An 18,902-nucleotide genomic window follows, 5' to 3' on the forward strand; every position below is an offset into this window, starting at 1 on the left:
TCAATAAGAAAAGCACCTTTGACCTATGTACTTGATCTTACACTCGTATGAGTTAGGCGGTATGCGAAGCTCCCTAAAACAATCCAGATATGACCCTCTTTCTATTTTCTGGTATCCCGTAATTTGTAAGAACATCTCTTTTCAATCTCAATACTCAAAAAATCGAGTAGGAATGATTCCCACTCGATTTCATAAACTTTTATTAAGCTAAAACTTTCATAACGTCGCGGACAGCCTCTGCCGATTTATCTAAAGCTGCTTTTTCAGTGTCTGTCAATTCAAGCTCAAAGATTTTTTCTACACCATTTGCACCAAGCAATGTTGGAACGCCTAGATATAAATCATTGTAGCCATATTCGCCCTCTAAGTATGCAATAGATGGTAGTATACGTTTTTGGTCTTTAATGATAGCTTCCGCCATTTCAATAAGTGCCGCTGAAGGAGCATAGTATGCAGAACCATTACCAAGGAGGTTAACGATTTCAGCACCACCGTTACGTGTACGGTCAACAATCTCTGCAAGACGATCAGCTGGGATTAATGTTTCTAATGGAATACCACCAGCGAATGAGTAACGAGTAAGTGGCACCATTGTATCACCGTGACCACCTAAAACAAAACCTGTGATGTCTTTTACTGAAATATTAAGCTCTTCAGCAACAAACGCACAGAAACGAGCCGTATCAAGTACACCTGATTGACCTATTACACGATTTTTAGGGAAACCAGTCTCTTTGTATACAGTGTAAGTCATTGCATCTACGGGGTTCGTAAGTACGAGGATTGTTGCATTTGGTGAGTATTTCGCAACTTCCTTGGAAACAGTTTTCATCACATCTTGGTTAATTTGAACAAGATCATCACGGCTCATACCCGGTTTACGAGCAACGCCAGCAGTGATGATTACTACATCAGAATCAGCTGTATCCGCATAATTAGAAGTACCTTTAACATAAGAATCATAACCCTGCACCGGTGCAGCTTCCCACATATCTAATGCTTTACCTTTTGCTGGGTTTTCAGCTTGAGGGATATCCACCAATACTACATCACCAAGTTCTTTTTGAGCTGCTAAAAATGCTGCAGTAGCGCCGGTAAAACCGCTACCAATTACTGAGATTTTTTTTCGTTTCAGAGACATTCGAATACGCTCCTTTAAAATTAGGTTATTTAATCTATTATGCCTCGGCATAATTGCGTCAGGAATCGGCTTTGTGTAAGAACAAAGCCGATTCCGTGACATCCGCCGGAGGCTTCTTTCAGCGAGTGTTTAAACACCCGCTGAAAGAAATTAAAAGAGGGAGGAGAATAAATTCTCCTCCCTCGATTAAACAAGTTCATCGTAAATATTTTATTAAGCTAAGGTCAATAGAAATTTACATTTCACCCTAATTATATCGGCAGAATAAACTTCCGCTTCAACTATAATTTCTATTTTAGAATAGAAAATTATAGGTTTTTGATTAATTCATTCGCGAATTCTGAACATTTTACTTCTGTAGCGCCGTCCATTAAACGAGCGAAGTCATAAGTTACAACTTTAGAAGAAATTGTTTGCTCTACAGATTTAGTAATCATGTCAGCTGCTTCTTGCCATCCTAAGTGTTCAAGCATTAATACACCTGAAAGTAATACTGAAGATGGGTTTACTTTATCTTGACCAGCATATTTTGGAGCTGTACCGTGAGTAGCTTCGAAGATCGCGTGACCAGTTACATAGTTAATGTTTGCGCCTGGAGCGATACCGATACCACCAACTTGAGCAGCTAATGCGTCAGAAATATAGTCACCGTTTAAGTTCATTGTAGCAACTACGTCGAACTCATTTGGACGAGTTAAGATTTGTTGTAAGAAGATATCAGCGATAGAATCTTTAACTAAGATTTTACCAGCTGCTAAAGCGTCAGCTTGTGCTTTGTTTGCTGCTTCTTCACCTTGTTCAGCTTTAATAGCATCATATTGGTTCCAAGTGAATGTTTGATCAGCAAATTCTTTTTCTGCTAATTCATAACCCCATTTTTTGAATCCACCTTCAGTGAATTTCATGATGTTACCTTTGTGTACTAAAGTAACAGATGGGCGTTTATGATTAATAGCATATTCGATAGCAGAACGTACTAAACGCTCAGTACCTTCTTTAGATACAGGTTTCACACCGATACCAGAAGTTTCTGGGAAACGGATTTTGTTTACACCAAATTCAGATTGTAGGAAGTTGATGATTTTTTGTGCTTGTTCAGAGCCAGATTCGAATTCGATACCAGCATAGATGTCTTCTGTGTTTTCGCGGAAGATAACCATATCAACGTCTTCTGGACGTTTAACTGGAGAAGGTACTCCATCAAAGTGACGTACTGGACGTAAGCATACATATAGGTCAAGCTGTTGACGTAATGCTACGTTTAGAGAGCGGATACCACCACCGATTGGAGTAGTAAGAGGACCTTTGATTGCGATTAGGTATTCGTTAATTTTGTCTAAAGTTTCTTGTGGTAACCATTCACCAGTTTGGTTGAATGCTTTTTCACCAGCTAAAACTTCTAACCATTCGATTTTCTTTTCGCCGTTGTAAGCTTTTTCTACTGCTGCGTCCATTACGCGTGATGCTGCAGCCCAAATATCTGGACCGATTCCGTCACCTTCGATGAAAGGAATCACTGGATTGTTTGGTACATTAAGTACGCCATTTTCAACTACAATTTTGTTTGACATTGATGTTGCCTCCTAAATTCATAATCATAGGACTGTGTTATCAGTAACACAGTCCCAAATATTCTAGCATATTTTCCGAATTAGCGCTCGCTGATTGGAACATATTTTTGCATGCCTGGTCCAACATACTCTGCACGTGGACGGATTAGGCGGTTGTTAGCATATTGCTCAAGAATATGAGCTACCCAACCAGAAGTACGTGATACTGCGAAAATTGGTGTGAATAGGTCATGATCAATACCTAAAGAATCATACACTGACGCAGAGAAGAAGTCTACGTTTGCAGGTAATTTCTTTTGTTCTACGATCATGTCATGGATTTTAACTGACATTTCATAAAGCTCTGGTTTACCAGTAAGCTCAGTTAATTTTTGTGACATTACACGTAAGTGTGGTGCACGTGGGTCGCCTTTGCGGTATACGCGGTGACCGAAGCCCATGATTTTTTCTTTGTTGTCTAATTTATTTTGAATATAAGATTCAACATTTTCAAGTGAGCCAATTTCAGTTAACATTTTCATAACTTGCTCATTTGCACCACCATGAAGTGGTCCTTTTAATGCGCCGATAGCTGAAGTTACACCAGAATAAACATCTGATAATGTAGCTACACATACACGTGCTGTGAATGTTGATGCATTTAATTCATGGTCAGCATGTAATACTAACGCTTTGTCGAATGCTTCCACTTCAATTGCCGCTGGTTCTTCACCTTTAAGCATGTATAAGAAGTTTGCTGCATATCCTAATTCTGGTTTTGGAGCAACTGGCTCTAAACCTTTACGAACACGTGCAAACGCAGTAACTACTGTAGCAATTTTAGCTTGTAAACGGATAGCTTTACGGTAGTTAGCTTCCGGATCCATAACATCTGCCTCTTCATCGAATACACCAAGTAAAGATACTGCAGTACGTAGTGCAGCCATTGGATGTACAGTTGAAAGTGGGTAAGTTTTAAATTGGTCTACAATTGCTTGCGGAATAGTCATGTTGTCTGCTAATTGTTGTTTTAATTCAGCTAGCTCGTCCGCTTTTGGTAAACGAGTATGCCATAATAAATAAATTACCTCTTCAAATGACGCGTTCACTGCTAAATCATCAATGTTGTAACCAACATATGTAAGTGTGTCATCGATAATTGAACTGATTTTAGATTCCGCTGCTACGATACCTTCTAAACCTTTAGTTGCTGACATAAAATATCGCTCCCTCATAGTTAAATTTTTGGGTGTGTAAATGCTTTTTGTAGATCACATTTACGTTTTTTGCTCATATGAACCATTAAGTAAATCGCTTACATTGCTATTATAATCATTTTTGACATCTTTGTGAATGAAAATCCTCCGAATAAAGAAAAAGGTGTTTTAGCGATTATTTAAACGTTCCAAAGAGATTATTTTGTATTTTTTAACATTAATTCATCATTTGAAACGGGGTGAAATTGTAAAAATGAGGAATATTAAATATTTTTCATACGAAAGGACCACTAGTATATTGTTTTTTATTTTTTATTTGGTAATACTATGGTTCGTATTACCTGTATCTCTTGCGATTTTCTTATCTTTTTCTACGTACCCTATCATAAAATTTCTTCACTCTTATTGTAGGCTTGCCTATTGGCTTGCAGCAATCATCGTAGAAGTACTCATACTAACTTGCATTTTTCTTCTCGCTATCATATCTATAAACAGCATTATTCTGATCTTCCCTGAAATCCGAGAAACATTACAAAATTTCCCACTTTTCAACGAATATGAATCCATGTTCATCCAAGTTTTAAAGGAAAAATCATTGTCTATTTTCGATTCAGTCTTAGTATATATAGCTAATATCTTCCAATTATTTATGAAGCATGTTATTGAAGTATTTATATTCCTTATCGCTTACTACTTTGCCCTATTGGAAACTCGCAAATCTCGTTATTGGTTCTTTCAATATGTGCCAAAAAAATTCCGCAATGAATGGCAATCACATTTTTCGAAGATAATGCAACTATTCCATTACTTTTTGTTCGTGGAGTTTCAGCTATTCACAATCACACTGCTCATTCTTTGTGCAGGGTTTATGATTCTCCAATTTGAACAAGCCATTATTAAAGCTTTTATAGTAGCTTTCGCAGATATACTTCCTTTCTTCGGCATCGGAGTATTCCTAGTACCCATGAGCTTTTATTTTTACTTAAAAGGAAATACCTTTTTATGTGTGGCTATTTTAATTTTGTATCTATTTGTTCAATTAACAAGGCAGCTAGCTGATTCCATGCTTTGGTCAAATACACTGCAATTGCGAACATTCCACACCTTTTTCATCAGTGCCGCCTCTATCTTATTATTTGGTTTTTATGGCATTTTACTTAGCCCTATATTTTTATTTTTGGCGGTTAAACTAAAGGAAAATGCTATTTTTGAACGATGATGAATTGACCTTTTTTCATTTTTTTACGCATCCAATAATAAAAGATTGGTTGGAACATTTTACGAGTAAAAGGCATAAGCAACAATAAACCAATAAGATCCGTTATAAAACCTGGTAATGCTAGAAGTACACCCCCGCTAAAATTTAACACTGTGTCAATTAAAGCTGGACCAGGAGCCTCTCCACGTGCTATCGTATTTTTTACCTTTTGTACAGAATTCATACCTTTATTTTTCACTACAAAAATTCCTATAATACTCGTAGCAACTATAAGTAATAAAGTATTGAAAACACCAATATTTTGACCAATCACTATTAATAATGCCAATTCGGCCAATACGTAGACAATGAAACCAAGAAAAATTTTTCTCATATTTTTCTCCTTTCTATCTAAAAAAGCTATACCTTTAATACGTTATTATAGCCAATTTAGTTCCCTTAAAAAACAACGAGCCCCTAATAAGAAAGTCTAGACTATACTTTCATTATAGTAAAATCCCCATTCCATGAAGGGAAAAGAAACTATTTTTCATGCAAGAAACATCTATTGGCCCAATGACTCTGGCGGATGTCACGGTTTGGAAAGGAGTTTTTGTGCAAGCACAATGCCGAATCCGAACACAATTACGCTGAGGCATAATTGATTCAAACGAAAATATCTTTTTTCATAAGAAAAGCTCTAGTACAACCATTCGTACTAGAGCTTTTTGTTATGGTTTAAAGAACACTTGCATGCCCTTTGTAAATAACGCCTGTTTCAGCATCCATCGTAATTTCTTGATCGTGGCGAATCAATGTAGTGGCTTCTTTTACACCGACGATCACAGGGATACCAAGGCTTAGTCCTACAACCGCTGCATGACTTGTAAGTCCACCCTCTTCTGTAATCAGACCAATACAGTTTTCAAGCACTGGCATCATATCACGATCTGAACCAACCGTTACTAAAATGCATCCGTCTGTATCATATGCTAGTGCCTCAGCGGCATTTTTTGCAACAACTGTTTTACCTACAACTGAAGCTTTACCGATCCCTTGACCACGAGCTAGTAAATCTCCGATAATGTGTACCTTCATTAAGTTAGTAGTACCTGCTTCACCTACTGGTACACCTGCTGTAATGACAACTGCATCACCGTGCGTTACAAAGCCATGCTTCAAGCTTTCGTCAACAGCTAGCTCTAAAATTTCATCTGTTGTCGTAACACGTTGACAAACAACTGGGTATACACCCCAAACTAGTGTTAATGCGTTAGCTGTATTGGTAGAGCCTGTTACAGCGACAATCGGTACACCTGGGCGATATTTAGCAATCATTTTAGCAGTGTTACCACTTTCTGTTGGTGCTAATACTGCTTTTACACCTAAGTTAATTGAAGTGTACGCTACTGCCTGAGAAATTGCTTCAGTCATATTCGCCTCTTTTTCACGACTACGTGTAGAGACAATCGTCTTATAATCTAATGAATTTTCTGTGCGCTGTGCGATTTTATTCATTGTTTGTACGGACTCTACTGGATAAAGCCCCGCCGCAGTTTCACCAGACAGCATAATTGCATCTGTACCATCGATAATTGCGTTTGCTACGTCACTTGCCTCTGCTCGTGTTGGACGTGGATTACGCTGCATCGAATCTAACATTTGTGTAGCTGTAATTACTGGTTTACCTACTTGGTTACATTTTAAAATTAATTTCTTTTGTACAAGTGGTACTTCTTCTGCTGGGATTTCTACACCAAGGTCACCACGTGCCACCATTAATCCATCTGAAACTAAGATGATTTCATCGATATTATCGACACCCTCTTGGTTCTCGATTTTCGGGATGATTTGAATATGGTTACCACCATTTTGTTCAAGTAATTCTCGAATCTCTAGTACATCCTTTGCTCGACGAACAAATGAAGCTGCAATAAAATCTACACCTTGCTTAATACCGAATAGAATGTCCTGTGCATCTTTTTCTGTAATTCCTGGAAGCTGTACAGAAACGCCTGGCACGTTAACACCCTTTTTATTTTTTAAGACACCTGCATTTTCAACAATTGTATGGATAAGGCCTTTTTCCATATCTGTTGCTAATACACGTAATTGAATAAGTCCATCATCTAATAAAATGATTGAGTTTTGCTCAACATCCTCGATTAAACGATCATATGTGACAGAGAAGCATTTTTCTGTTCCTTCAACTTCAGTCATTGAAATATCAATCACTTGTCCTGTAGCTAAATGTAATTCCCCGTTTTTCATATTATGTGTACGAATTTCTGGACCTTTTGTGTCGAGTAAAATACCAACTGGTTTACCTAATTTCTGTGCTACTTCGCGAATTAAACTAATACGTCCTTCATGCTCTTCATGAGAACCATGTGAAAAATTTAAGCGGGCAACATTCATACCTGCTTCGATTAGTTTCTCTAAAGTTTCTGGTGACTCACTTGCCGGACCAATTGTACATACGATTTTTGTTTTTCTCATTTTCTGCCCACTCCGTTTTATAACAAATTATATAGATAGTTCTTTCATTAAAGTATACAAGCTTACATCTGACTCATGATTTTTTTCAAAAGCCTCAGGCATATCATAGTCAATAACTTGATGATTGCGGATACCTACCGCTCTTCCAGTTTTCCCCTCCATTAATAACTCAACTGCATGAGCACCGAACTGACTTGCCAGAACACGATCGCGTGCAGTAGGTGAACCGCCACGCTGGATATGTCCAAGAACAGAAACACGAATCTCTTTTCCTGTTTTGTCTTTTAACAGTTTTGCCAAATCACTACCTGACATAACACCTTCAGCGACAATAATAATACTATGCTTTTTCCCACGCGCAGCACCACGATCTAAGCGTGCCACAATGTCATCCAAATTATAATCTTCTTCTGGAATTAAAACTGTTTCAGCACCAGCTGCAAGACCTGCCCATAATGCAATATCTCCTGCATCTCGCCCCATTACCTCAACTATAAAGGAATTTTCATGGGAAGTTGCTGTATCGCGGATTTTATCAATCGATTCCACGACTGTATTTAGTGCTGTATCGAATCCTATAGTATATTCGGTTCCTGGAACATCATTATCGATTGTTCCTGGAACGCCAACAGCAGGAAAACCTTTTTTCACTAAATCCATAGCACCACGGTAAGAACCATCGCCGCCAATAACAACTAGCCCTTCAATCCCAGCTTCACGCAAATTGTCAATGCCTCGCTGTTGAACAGCGTCTTCTTTAAATTCAGGACATCTTGCTGAAAATAACTGTGTGCCACCACGTTGAATAATGCCACCTACTGAGCCTAAATCGAGATTTTCCATGTAACCTTTTATTAAGCCTTCATACCCATGCTTAATTCCGACAACTTCAATTCCATGATATGCTGCCTTACGAACGACTGCACGAACAGCTGCATTCATCCCTGGCGCATCTCCACCACTTGTTAATACGGCAATTTTTTTCATTGTCGACCTCCTGCAGTACTATTATTATTCACATTAACACGAAAAAACAAACTATGTAAGTGTTCTGAGGCTACAAAAACATAACTTTTACAAAAAAATAAAAAGAATGCGCTTTCACACACTCTTTTCAGCAAAAAACAACCGAAATCTAACATTTTTTCAAAAAATCTGCATTGTTTTTTGAGTGTTTTCTTCTTCCATCATTAGGCTTTTTATCTAATTAAGATACAAATTAGGTTCATTACGATAACATAGGGATAGATTTCCGTTTTATCTGTGTTTTAGCACGAGAAACAAATGTTTCCTGCGTGAAAGCGAAGCGACAGCAACAATATGTTTTCTGTGCGAAAGCGAAGCGACAGCAACAATATGTTTTCTGTGCGAAAGCGAAGCGACAGCAACAATATGTTTTCTGTGCGAAAGCGAAGCGACAGCAACAACATGATGTTGGTCTCGAAGGCATTATCACAAGAGGTGATATTTTTTAGCCTTCGTTCCTATACATCGCTTACCACCAAAGTCTCATAAGTGACCGCTGATCCTCAAGGATTCGCCCAATTTCTACTTCAATCACCTAAGCGGCAAAAGCTTCTCTCTTTTGTTACTGACCACTCATTGATGAAAAATCAAAAAATGTATGAATTTACGCTTCAGTATATTGTCCGATCTTTTTAAATTTCTCATAACGGTCTTCTATTAATTGTTCGCCATTTAAAGAATTTAATGCTTTTAGCGTGTCGCTTATACATTCTTTTAAATAAAGTGCTTGCTTCGCTACATTGCGATGTGCACCACCTGTAATCTCAGGGATAATTCCATCTATAACGCCAAGCTCTTTTAAGTCAGGTGCTGTTATACGCATAGCTTCTGCTGCTTGCTTCGCTAAGCTACCATCACGCCATAAAATCGACGCAGCACCTTCTGGAGAAATAACCGAATACGTAGAGTTTTCTAACATAAAGACACGATTCGCTACACCTAATGCAAGTGCGCCACCGCTTCCGCCTTCCCCAATAACTATGCTTATAACCGGTACTGTTAGACCCGCCATTTCGACTAGATTTCTGGCGATTGCTTCACTTTGACCGCGTTCCTCGGCAGCCTTACCTGGATAAGCACCTTTCGTATCAATAAAACAAATAATTGGGCGCTTAAATTTCTCAGCCTGCTTCATTAAGCGTAATGCCTTACGATATCCTTCAGGATGTGGCATACCAAAATTACGACGAATGTTTTCTTTAGTTGATTTTCCGCGTTGATGTCCAATAATTGTTACTGGCTGTCCTTCAAAGAGAGCAATTCCTCCAAGAATAGCCGCATCATCACCAAACGTACGGTCTCCATGTAACTCTATAAAGTTTTCGCACATTGCTTCTATATACTGTAATGTTGTTGGGCGTTCAGGATGTCTTGCAACCTGTACACGATCCCACGGCTTCATATTGGCATAAATAGATTCTTCTAACTGTATTAGGCGTGTTTCAAGCTTTTCGATTTCACCTGTCATATCTACTTCCGCTTCGGTAGCAATTTTTTTTAACTCATCGATCTTTTCACGTAATTGTACTACTGGTTCTTCAAAAGCTAAATTTTTAGACATGTTGCACGCCGCCTTTCGTATGCATTTTAACAAGTACTGCTACTTGGTCTCGTAAATCTTTTCGATGGAAGATTGCATCCAGCTGACCATGCTCTAGTAAAAATTCCGCTGTTTGGAAATCATTAGGTAATTTTTCTCTTACTGTTTCTTCAATTACACGGCGGCCAGCAAAGCCAATCAATGCTTGTGGTTCTGCAATATTAATATCTCCAACAGAAGCGAAGCTTGCAGAAACACCACCTGTTGTAGGATGCGTTAGTATTGAAATAAACAATAGTCCTTCATTGCTATGACGTTTTAATGCCACACTCGTTTTTGCCATTTGCATTAAAGATAGTACGCCTTCTTGCATGCGCGCTCCACCACTTGCAGTAAAGATAATAAACGGAACACGTAATTCAGTAGCTTTTTCAACAGCACGCGTGATTTTTTCTCCGACAACCGAGCCCATAGAACCCATGCGGAAATGAGAATCCATAATCGCTACTACAATTTCTTCTCCATCGAGTGTACCTAATCCTGTCAGAACAGCTTCATTTAATCCCGTTTTTTGTTGATCAGCTGAAATTTTTTCAACATAAGCAGGGAAATTAAGCGGATTACATGTTTGTAAATGGTCATCCATTGACACAAATGAACCTTCATCTAAGAAATATGTTACACGCTCCTGTGCGGTCATTTTGAAATGATGGCTGCATTTTGTACATACTTTATGATTTTTTTCTAATTCCTTCGTTAATTGAATATGACGGCATTCTGGACATTTTGTCATAAGTCCTTCAGGAAATCCCTTCTCTTGTCCGTCTTCTTTCTTTTTGCTAAATAAGCTGCGTATCGCCATGTTCGACTCCCCCTTTGTTGTCTAAATACTTTGTACATTCTTCATCCACTGCTCGTAGGCCTTTAATGCTTCTCTTTCATAGCCAAGCTGCATCGATTTCAACATTGTTTGAATTTGTAACTTTTCATCTTCAGTTGAGTTTCGATTTAAACGGTCGCCATCATAAGCTGCTAATTGAAACCAGATTTTCAATGAAAGACGGTTTCCTGACGTGATTAATATTTCTCGTAAAACATCCAGACAATTAATTGTTCCTTCTATCTCTAGCTTTACAAAAAAACTGTCCCACACAGGTAGTGTTTGCAGAGTCTCTGTACAACTTATTACGCGAATTGCTTCCTTTTCATGAATTTGTCGCGTTAATTCGACATCCTTTTTCGATTTTTCATCTTCTAATATAAACATCGACAGTATTTCTACAAGCTGATGTTTATGTGTTGAAGCTAGAAAAGTACCTCCACCATGTCTCGTTTCAATAAGACCTAATAACTCTAAGCTACGCAACGCCTCTCTCACAGAGGATCGTCCGACGCCTAAACGCTCAGAAAGGACTCGTTCGGAAGGTAATTTTTCACCAGCCTGAATTTTTTCCATTTTAATAAGTTGACGTAATTGTTGGACGATTTCTAAAAACACTTTCTTTTGTTCAGTTTTTTTATCCATACGATCAACTCCTCTTATAAAAAGTGGTCAGACCACTTTTTGACGTTGATTCTAGCTTACAAAATAATTATTAAAAAGTAAAGAAAAAACTGCATAAAAAATCTATGCAGCTTCTAAAATATTCTTTAATTCCCTAGTTTTTTCGTCGCTTGCGCATGTTTTACTTTAATCTGCGACTTACCAAAACGTCTTTCTAACGTTCCTTCAAGATAAATCAATTCATCCTCAAGCAAAAACTCTTGAACAAGCTGAAATACTTGAGGGAATAAAGTAACAGATACCGTTCCAAATTCATCCTGAAGCTGAACAAAAGCCATTTGCTCACCTTTTTTAGTCCGAATTTTTTTCACTTCTTCTATCATGCCAATCATTTTAACATACGTTCCTTCTCGTTCACGCTTTATCTCTCGGCACGTCATATTTACTTCATTCCAAAAAGTTCTTTCCTCAGTGACTGGATGTGCTGATATATAAAAGCCAAGACTTTCCTTCTCATGTAGTAATTTTTCCTTTTGAGGCATAGCTTCCGCTTCCATATACTTTGGCTTACCAAAGCTATAGGCAGTAGCCGATGCAATATCAATATCCTCAGTTGGTCTTAGCAACTCAGCATGCTTCTGGGCAGCCTCCACTGTTGCTAACAATACCGCACGATCTTTCATTAAATAATCGAGAGCCCCAGCGAAAATTAAAGACTCCATGATTTTTGGTTTAAAATGCTGTGCACTTAAGGCAACTGCCAAGTCAAATAAATTATCAAATGCTTCTGCATTCGTTTGTCGTAATGCATTAACTGTCTCTATAAATGTATAAGGTACACCCTTTACTCCGGAAAGGCTATAGCGAACTCCATCCTTTTCTACAGTAAAAAATTTCGTACTCCGTTTGAGCGAAGGTGGGTAAAACGGAATCCCTTTCTCTTTTGCCTCACTCACAAGCTGCTGAATTTTTTCCACATTTCCTGTTGCATTTGATAGTAGTGCCGCATAGAAACTTAGTGGGAAGTGTGCCTTTAAATATGCCATTTGATAGGAAATAACACTATATGCGACAGCATGACTTTTAGGGAAACCATAATCTGCAAAGCGTACAATTAATGCATACACTTCTTCAGCCACTTGAATATCAAAGCCTTGCTTTATTGCTCCATTAACAAATGCCACACGTTGCTCTTCTAATACTTGACGATTTTTCTTGCTCACCGCTCGACGCAATAAATCCGCTTGTCCCATCGTAAAGCCCGCCATCACCGAAGCAATTTGCATTATTTGCTCTTGATATACTATGACACCAAATGTCTCCCGTAAAATAGGCTCTAAAGCTGGATGTAGCATATTTGTAGGCTCCTTACCCGCTTTCCGTCTTGCATAGACAGGAATAAAATCCATTGGACCAGGGCGATACAACGCATTGACTGCCACTATATCTAAAAAATGGGTTGGATGTATATCACGTAAAGCTTGTTTCATACCTTCCGATTCTAATTGAAAAATACCTAATGTATCTCCCTTTTGTAGTAGCTGAAATGTCTTTTCATCTTGCATTGGAATAAGCTCAAACTCTATCCACGGGCCACCTGCTTTATAAATTGACCAACGTACCTGCTCTAATATTGTCAGATTGCGCAAACCTAAAAAATCCATTTTAACAAGGCCACAAGCTTCTACATCTCCCATCGGCCATTGCGTACAATATATCCCGTCATGACCCTCTTCAATCGGTATTGTATTGACTAGTGGTGATGGTGCCAGCACAATCCCAGCTGCATGGGTAGAAGAATTCCTTGGCAATCCTTCTAATTTTAACGCCACCTCCAACCAGCGACGATGCTTCTCATCCTCTGCTAGCCAGCCCTGCAAGCCTTGTGATTCGTCAACCGCTCTTTGCAATGTTATCCCAGGTTTATTTGGAATCATTTTCGATATTTTTTCCAATATTTCAGCGTCAAAACCAAAAACACGAGCAACATCTCTAGCAACAGCCTTCGCAGATAAAGTGCCAAACGTAATAATTTGCGCCACGTTTGCCTTTCCATATTTTTGAGCAACATAGTGGATGACTTTTTGTCTTTTACTGTCGACAAAATCAATATCTATATCTGGCAGCGTGACACGTTCAGGGTTTAAAAAGCGTTCAAATAATAAGCCGTAAACCAGTGGATCTACTTGTGTAATGGATAAACTATATGCTACAAGAGAACTTGCTGACGAACCACGACCTGGACCAGTTAAAATACGGTTTTCTTTAGCAAAATGCATAAAATCTGCAACAATTAAAAAATAATCAGCAAAGCCCATTGAACAAATAATTTCAAGCTCGTATTGAAGTCGCTCCCGATAAACATGTGGGATTTCAGTTTGTTTGAAACGCTCTGCTAATCCTGCAAATACTTCTTTGGCAAGCAAGCTTTCGGCTGTTTCACCTGTTGGTACAGGAAATTTAGGCATTTGTACGTGCATTTCAGGGATTTCCGCAGTACAGCTAGCTAGCATCGTTGCACTAGCTTCAAGCCATTCTGGATGATCCGCAAACCAACTTCGCCATTCTTCCTCTGTTGGAGCGAAATAGCTTTGTAAATAGACGGATAACATTGTACCCGTAAGCTTTTCACCTGTATCAATTGCTCTTGCAACCTCGAAGGCAAAATGATCTTCTGGACGTAAAAAATAACAGCTCTGTGAGGCAATTATCGCGATGTTCATCGTTTCACACCATGCTACATACGTTTCTTCTTTTTCCGCTATCACTCCTGCCGGCCTTGCTATCCCCATAAATAAGTGCTTACCGAATACCCTGTATAAAGCACTTACTACTTCAGTCCAATCCTCAACTCCCGCTAAATCATCCGAAGAAAGTAGTGCAACACAGCCTGCTGCATACCCTTCCAGCCATTTCCAAGGAAGTGCATCATCCTCCCGAATCGACACTGCACTACTAATCTTTAAAAGATGTTGATAACCTTCTTGTGTTTGAGCATACAGCACAAGTGGTACCTTTCTCTCGTGCCACTGTACATTTATCGAAAGCCCTAATACTGCATGAATATTTGCTTGTCGCAATGCTTTACTAAAAGGCAAAAGCCCGTACAATTTTGAGTTGACGATTGCACAGGCCTGAGTATTTTGCTCTTGTAAAAAAGGGATCAATTGTTCAAGCCGAATCGTGCTTTTCAATAAATCCGCGCTCGTATGCATTTTTGTGTATACATGTGTCAAATGAATCCCTTCCTTTCTAGGTTTCAAAGAATTATTAAGTAAAAGAATCGTCTCTTTATTGATAAGCCTTACAAATTTCCTGTAATCTCGTTATAACACGGTCTGCTTCTTCCCATGAGTAAGCTGTTGCACCAGAAGCAAGCGGGTGTCCCCCACCATTAAATTCCTTCGCTAAAGTGTTAATAACAGGACCTTTTGAGCGTAGACGTACACGAATCTGATCGGCCTCTTCAATGAGGATTACCCATGCACAAATACCTTTCACACTTCCAAGACAGCCGACTAACAGTGACGCTTCTGACGGTACCGCATTGTATTCAGCTAGCAATTCCTTTGTCAGCTTAATATACGCCGCTCCATGCTCATCTATTTTGAAGTTTTGATAAATATAGCCTTGTAAATTTAAAAGCTTTCGATCCATTTCATACATTCCATCGAAAATTTGATTTCGATCAAAATCATAAGTAATAAGTTCTCCAGCAACCTTAAATGTTTTTACTGTCGTGCTAGGATATTGGAAGCGTCCAGTATCTCCTACAATACCAGCAAATAATAATCTAGCGGCTGCATCAGATAGAGTCCAGTTTGCTACTTCTTTTCCTTCCTCAAAAAGCTCATAAATCATTTCACTACAAGAGCTTGCAGTCGTATCCACCCATAGTAAATCACCATATGCATCATCATTTGGATGGTGATCTATTTTAATAACCATTTTCCCTTTTGTATAGCGTTGATCGTCTACACGTTCAGTATTTGCAGTATCTGTCACAATCACTAAGGCATTGTTGTACACATCATCCGTAATGTAATCTGGCTTTGCTAAAAATGTTAAAGATTCATCATGCTCACCTGCTGCAAAAACCTTCTTTTCAGGATAATTTGCTAAAATAAGCTCTTTTAACCCTAGCTGAGATCCATAAGCGTCAGGATCTGGACGCACATGGCGATGAATAACGATTGTCTCATATGAAGCAATTGTGTCGATGATTTGTCTTTTCATAATAATTTCCTCCAAAATGATAGTAATAACCGTTAGCATTTTTCTTCAATAATCGTTACAATATAGTCTAGTTATGCTAGGAGGTTTACTATGCTCAATTTAATTTTTGTGTTTGCAATTATCATATCATTTGCTATTTATTTTTATTTTAAAACAAAACAGTTCCGTTCTCCATTACCCATCGCTAAAAATTGGTACAAAAGTAAAGCAAACGTAAGTTTCGGCGTATTTATTCTTGTATTTGGTGTCAATCAAGCCTATTTATTCCCTGGAATATATACATTTATTATTGTAGCAATTCTTGTCGTTTTAGGCATCCTTGTTATTACCGAAAATATTAAAAAGACTCGTCACTACGGCAAATTTGTTGAAGAAGAATTCCGTATTAACCAATAAATATCCACCGGAGGCTTTAGGCCAACAGATGTTTTTTGTGCGAAAGCGTAGCGACAGCAACAGATGTTTTTTGTGCGAAAGCGCAGTGCTAACGTAGCGGCAGCAACAAATGTTTTTTGTGCGAAAGCGTAGCGACAGCAACAACAGGAAGTTGGTCACTCAGTCGTTGCCACAGGACGTGGCGTTCTTAGACTGAGAGGTCCTTTATTCGGCGGGTGTTTGGATACCCGCTGAAAAAAGTGAAAGGGATGACCTAGCATTTGTCTAGGCCATCCCTTTTTGCATCTTCTTAACGTTCCAGCAGTTGGAACATCATCATTGCCTTTCCAACAAGCATTTGTTGATTAAACACTTCGAAGTCCATTTTCACGAACTTACGACTCATGTCTAATATTCGAGGTCTTACCGTAAGAGTACTTTCCATTTGCACAGGCTTGATGAAATAAATCGTCATGTTTTCGGCAACTGCATCCCCACGTTTTCGACGCTTTAACGCAAATGAGCCAACTTCTGCTAACAAAGTGGTAAATGCCCCGTAAGAAATTGCCCCATATTGGTTTGTCATTTGAGGTGTTACTTTAAACTCTACGATTAATTCTTCATCGCCAAGCACCTTCATCTCATTTTTCACTAAATCATCAATTGTTTCACCATGCTGTGGCTGTCTTTGTGCGAGTTGAAGCGCTTTTAGTACATCTTGACGACTAATGACACCTTGCAAAATATTGTCATCATCGACAATTGGTAGTAGATCAATCCCTTCCCAAATCATACGATGTCCTGCAGAAGCAACACTCATTTTCATCGATCCGGCAATCGGATTTTTCGTCATAACCTTTTCAATAAGCTCAGTTTCTTCTCGACCAATAACGTCTTTTACTGTAATCATCCCAACAAGCTTATTGCTTGCTGTAACAACAGGAAATGCACCATGAGTCGTTCGTTCATTTAACTTTTGGAAGTGATGAATGGTTTCATCATTTCGAAGAACAGCCGTATCAGTCATCGGTACATAAATATCTTCAATAAATAAAATATCTTTTTTGATTAATTGGTCATAAATTGCACGATTAATCATTGTTGCTACTGTAAAGGTGTCATAGCTAGTTGAAATGATTGGTAGGTCTAAGGAATCTGCGAGTAGCTTGTTTTCCTCAGTAGTATCAAAGCCACCTGTAATTAAAACAGCTGCACCAGCTCGTAGTGCATTTTCATGCGCTTTAATACGATTCCCAACGATGAGCAAGCTTCCTGCATCTGTATAACGCATCATATCTTCTAATTGCATTGCACCAATAACAAATTTCGTTAACGTTTTATGTAGACCTGTTTTTCCACCTAAAACTTGGCCGTCTACAATATTAACAATTTCAGCAAAGGTTAATCGCTCAATATTCTCTTTCTTTTTCTTCTCAATTCGAATCGTTCCAACACGTTCAATGGAGCTTACTAAACGACGATTTTCCGCTTCCTTAATGGCACGATAAGCCGTTCCTTCACTGACCTGCATTTCCTTTGCAATTTGACGTACTGAAATTTTATCGCCCACGGGTAGTGATTCGATGTATTGTAAAATTTTCTCATGTTTTGTAGACAAAATATCACCTATTTCTCAAGTTCAATTCTGCTCTTAGTGTACCATATTTTTTATAAAAATATTTAATATAAAGTGATGAATTTGTTTTACTTTTCCCATCGTTTCAACTACGCACGTGGTGTCAGTTCATATAGTACAGCTGTGTTATTGATTAGGAACAGTTTACTTTTTCACCGGCTTTCAAAATTTGAACCTCTGAATTTTGCACTAAATCTGCAAAAACTTGTGGATCCTGCTCGATTGGAGGGAATGTATTATAATGGATTGGTACGACAATTTTCGGCTTCAAAAATTCAACTGCACAAGCGGCATCTTCTGGACCCATTGTGAAATTGTCTCCAATTGGTAAAAATGCAATATCGATTGGGTGGCGTTCCCCTATTAATTTCATATCGCTAAACAACGCCGTATCCCCTGCATGATAGATTGTTATTCCTTCGATAAATAATAAAATCCCAGCAGGCATTCCCATATAAATGATTTCATTATTTTCAGTTACATAAGACGAACCGTGGAATGCTTGAGTAAATTTCACTTTACCAAAATCAAATTCCTTGGCCCCGCCTATATGCATTGGATGTACCTTCACTCCTTGCCAAGAAATCCAATTAGCTAGCTCATTCGGTGCAATAACGAGTGCATCATTTTTCTTAGCAAGCTCGACTGTATCACCTACATGATCATTATGGCCATGTGTAAGTAAAATAATATCTGGGGCTTCATCAGCAACCTTTAAATCTGTTTGCCCATTCCCATTAATAAATGGATCAATCAATATTGTTTTCCCCTTTGATTGAATTTTGACAACAGAATGTCCATGATAACTAATTTCCATATACGTTTCCTCCTTGCAGTACATAATGTGCTTCATCATTTTTATTCGCTATCCATGCGATTTTTCCCTTTTTTTGATATGCTGTACAGAGAATAATCGCAGCTTTCCAAACAAAGCCAGACCCTGTTAGGAGACAATTATTCATTCGTACAAAAATGAAGCT

Annotated in this window: 16 protein-coding genes; 3 read left to right on the forward strand and 13 right to left on the reverse strand. The window is 38.5% G+C overall.

Annotated features, from left to right (window positions below; translation table 11 throughout):
* Positions 1-202: 202 nt before the first annotated feature.
* The 3 genes from mdh to citZ all read right to left on the reverse strand — a co-directional run bounded on the left by mdh (position 203) and on the right by citZ (position 3,908).
* The gene (gene mdh, locus BFJ97_RS07310) at positions 203-1,141 is read right to left on the reverse strand and encodes a malate dehydrogenase (RefSeq protein WP_068983966.1); all 939 of its coding nucleotides are present in this window, start codon (positions 1,139-1,141) and stop codon (positions 203-205) included.
* Positions 1,142-1,449: 308 nt separating this feature from the next.
* Positions 1,450-2,712 (reverse strand): NADP-dependent isocitrate dehydrogenase, encoded by a 1,263-nt coding sequence (gene icd, locus BFJ97_RS07315; protein WP_068983967.1) that lies wholly within the window; start codon positions 2,710-2,712, stop codon positions 1,450-1,452.
* Positions 2,713-2,792: 80 nt separating this feature from the next.
* Positions 2,793-3,908 carry a citrate synthase gene (gene citZ, locus BFJ97_RS07320; RefSeq protein WP_068983968.1) on the reverse strand — a complete coding sequence of 372 codons (1,116 nt, stop codon included), beginning with the start codon at positions 3,906-3,908 and terminating at the stop codon, positions 2,793-2,795.
* A 253-nt stretch (positions 3,909-4,161) separates the two neighbouring features.
* On the opposite strand from citZ, the gene BFJ97_RS07325 reads away from it, so the two are divergent.
* Positions 4,162-5,127 (forward strand): AI-2E family transporter, encoded by a 966-nt coding sequence (locus BFJ97_RS07325; RefSeq protein ID WP_068984090.1) that lies wholly within the window; start codon positions 4,162-4,164, stop codon positions 5,125-5,127.
* On the opposite strand, the gene BFJ97_RS07330 is transcribed toward BFJ97_RS07325, so the two are convergent.
* The 3 genes from BFJ97_RS07330 to pfkA all read right to left on the reverse strand — a co-directional run bounded on the left by BFJ97_RS07330 (position 5,111) and on the right by pfkA (position 8,592).
* Complete coding sequence (locus BFJ97_RS07330) at positions 5,111-5,500, reverse strand: FxsA family protein (protein WP_068983969.1); 390 nt, start codon at positions 5,498-5,500, stop codon at positions 5,111-5,113. The genes BFJ97_RS07325 and BFJ97_RS07330 overlap by 17 nt on opposite strands.
* A gap of 344 nt (positions 5,501-5,844) precedes the next feature.
* Positions 5,845-7,605 (reverse strand): pyruvate kinase, encoded by a 1,761-nt coding sequence (gene pyk / locus BFJ97_RS07335; RefSeq protein WP_068983970.1) that lies wholly within the window; start codon positions 7,603-7,605, stop codon positions 5,845-5,847.
* Positions 7,606-7,632: 27 nt separating this feature from the next.
* Positions 7,633-8,592 carry a 6-phosphofructokinase gene (gene pfkA, locus BFJ97_RS07340; protein ID WP_068983971.1) on the reverse strand — a complete coding sequence of 320 codons (960 nt, stop codon included), beginning with the start codon at positions 8,590-8,592 and terminating at the stop codon, positions 7,633-7,635.
* 308 nt (positions 8,593-8,900) lie between these two features.
* Here pfkA and BFJ97_RS07345 point away from each other — a divergent pair, with 308 nt between their 5' ends.
* Positions 8,901-9,080, forward strand: a complete 180-nt coding sequence (locus BFJ97_RS07345) for a hypothetical protein (protein WP_068983972.1) — start codon at positions 8,901-8,903, stop codon at positions 9,078-9,080.
* A 155-nt stretch (positions 9,081-9,235) separates the two neighbouring features.
* Here the strand turns inward: BFJ97_RS07345 and BFJ97_RS07350 are convergent, their stop codons facing one another.
* From BFJ97_RS07350 to BFJ97_RS07370, 5 genes are all read right to left on the reverse strand, one after another.
* Positions 9,236-10,192, reverse strand: coding sequence for an acetyl-CoA carboxylase carboxyltransferase subunit alpha (locus BFJ97_RS07350; protein ID WP_068983973.1), 957 nt, complete (start codon positions 10,190-10,192; stop codon positions 9,236-9,238).
* Positions 10,185-11,033, reverse strand: a complete 849-nt coding sequence (accD, locus tag BFJ97_RS07355) for an acetyl-CoA carboxylase, carboxyltransferase subunit beta (RefSeq protein WP_068983974.1) — start codon at positions 11,031-11,033, stop codon at positions 10,185-10,187. Before accD ends, BFJ97_RS07350 begins: the two co-directional genes overlap by 8 nt.
* 21 nt (positions 11,034-11,054) lie before the next feature.
* Complete coding sequence (locus BFJ97_RS07360) at positions 11,055-11,696, reverse strand: FadR/GntR family transcriptional regulator (protein WP_068983975.1); 642 nt, start codon at positions 11,694-11,696, stop codon at positions 11,055-11,057.
* A 125-nt stretch (positions 11,697-11,821) separates the two neighbouring features.
* Entirely contained in the window at positions 11,822-14,911 is a 3,090-nt protein-coding gene (gene dnaE, locus BFJ97_RS07365) for a DNA polymerase III subunit alpha (protein WP_068983976.1), read from the reverse strand.
* Between the two features lie 55 nt (positions 14,912-14,966).
* On the reverse strand, positions 14,967-15,911 hold the full coding sequence (locus tag BFJ97_RS07370; protein WP_068983977.1) for a DHH family phosphoesterase: 945 nt from the start codon (positions 15,909-15,911) through the stop codon (positions 14,967-14,969).
* Positions 15,912-16,001: 90 nt separating this feature from the next.
* On the opposite strand from BFJ97_RS07370, the gene BFJ97_RS07375 reads away from it, so the two are divergent.
* A complete protein-coding gene (locus tag BFJ97_RS07375; protein ID WP_068983978.1) occupies positions 16,002-16,307 on the forward strand; it encodes a YtpI family protein in 306 nt (101 codons plus the stop codon).
* A gap of 289 nt (positions 16,308-16,596) precedes the next feature.
* On the opposite strand, the gene BFJ97_RS07380 is transcribed toward BFJ97_RS07375, so the two are convergent.
* Both BFJ97_RS07380 and BFJ97_RS07385 read right to left on the reverse strand, forming a co-directional pair.
* Complete coding sequence (locus BFJ97_RS07380; protein WP_068983979.1) at positions 16,597-17,904, reverse strand: DRTGG domain-containing protein; 1,308 nt, start codon at positions 17,902-17,904, stop codon at positions 16,597-16,599.
* 151 nt (positions 17,905-18,055) lie between these two features.
* On the reverse strand, positions 18,056-18,739 hold the full coding sequence (locus BFJ97_RS07385) for a metal-dependent hydrolase (protein WP_068983980.1): 684 nt from the start codon (positions 18,737-18,739) through the stop codon (positions 18,056-18,058).
* Between the last annotated feature and the right edge of the window lie 163 nt (positions 18,740-18,902).

The sequence above is a fragment of the Lysinibacillus xylanilyticus genome, from assembly GCF_001708185.1.
Taxonomy (GTDB): Bacteria; Bacillota; Bacilli; order Bacillales_A; family Planococcaceae; genus Lysinibacillus; species Lysinibacillus xylanilyticus_A.

Coding starts and splice junctions, on each gene's coding strand:
- BFJ97_RS07350 (WP_068983973.1), bottom strand. CDS start 10,192: ATGTCTAAAAATTTAGCTTTTGAAGAACCAGTAGTACAATTACGTGAA.
- mdh (WP_068983966.1), bottom strand. CDS start 1,141: ATGTCTCTGAAACGAAAAAAAATCTCAGTAATTGGTAGCGGTTTTACC.
- BFJ97_RS07360 (WP_068983975.1), bottom strand. CDS start 11,696: ATGGATAAAAAAACTGAACAAAAGAAAGTGTTTTTAGAAATCGTCCAA.
- BFJ97_RS07385 (WP_068983980.1), bottom strand. CDS start 18,739: ATGGAAATTAGTTATCATGGACATTCTGTTGTCAAAATTCAATCAAAG.
- BFJ97_RS07330 (WP_068983969.1), bottom strand. CDS start 5,500: ATGAGAAAAATTTTTCTTGGTTTCATTGTCTACGTATTGGCCGAATTG.
- icd (WP_068983967.1), bottom strand. CDS start 2,712: ATGTCAAACAAAATTGTAGTTGAAAATGGCGTACTTAATGTACCAAAC.
- BFJ97_RS07370 (WP_068983977.1), bottom strand. CDS start 15,911: ATGAAAAGACAAATCATCGACACAATTGCTTCATATGAGACAATCGTT.
- BFJ97_RS07375 (WP_068983978.1), top strand. CDS start 16,002: ATGCTCAATTTAATTTTTGTGTTTGCAATTATCATATCATTTGCTATT.
- accD (WP_068983974.1), bottom strand. CDS start 11,033: ATGGCGATACGCAGCTTATTTAGCAAAAAGAAAGAAGACGGACAAGAG.
- pyk (WP_068983970.1), bottom strand. CDS start 7,605: ATGAGAAAAACAAAAATCGTATGTACAATTGGTCCGGCAAGTGAGTCA.
- citZ (WP_068983968.1), bottom strand. CDS start 3,908: ATGTCAGCAACTAAAGGTTTAGAAGGTATCGTAGCAGCGGAATCTAAA.
- pfkA (WP_068983971.1), bottom strand. CDS start 8,592: ATGAAAAAAATTGCCGTATTAACAAGTGGTGGAGATGCGCCAGGGATG.
- BFJ97_RS07325 (WP_068984090.1), top strand. CDS start 4,162: ATGAGGAATATTAAATATTTTTCATACGAAAGGACCACTAGTATATTG.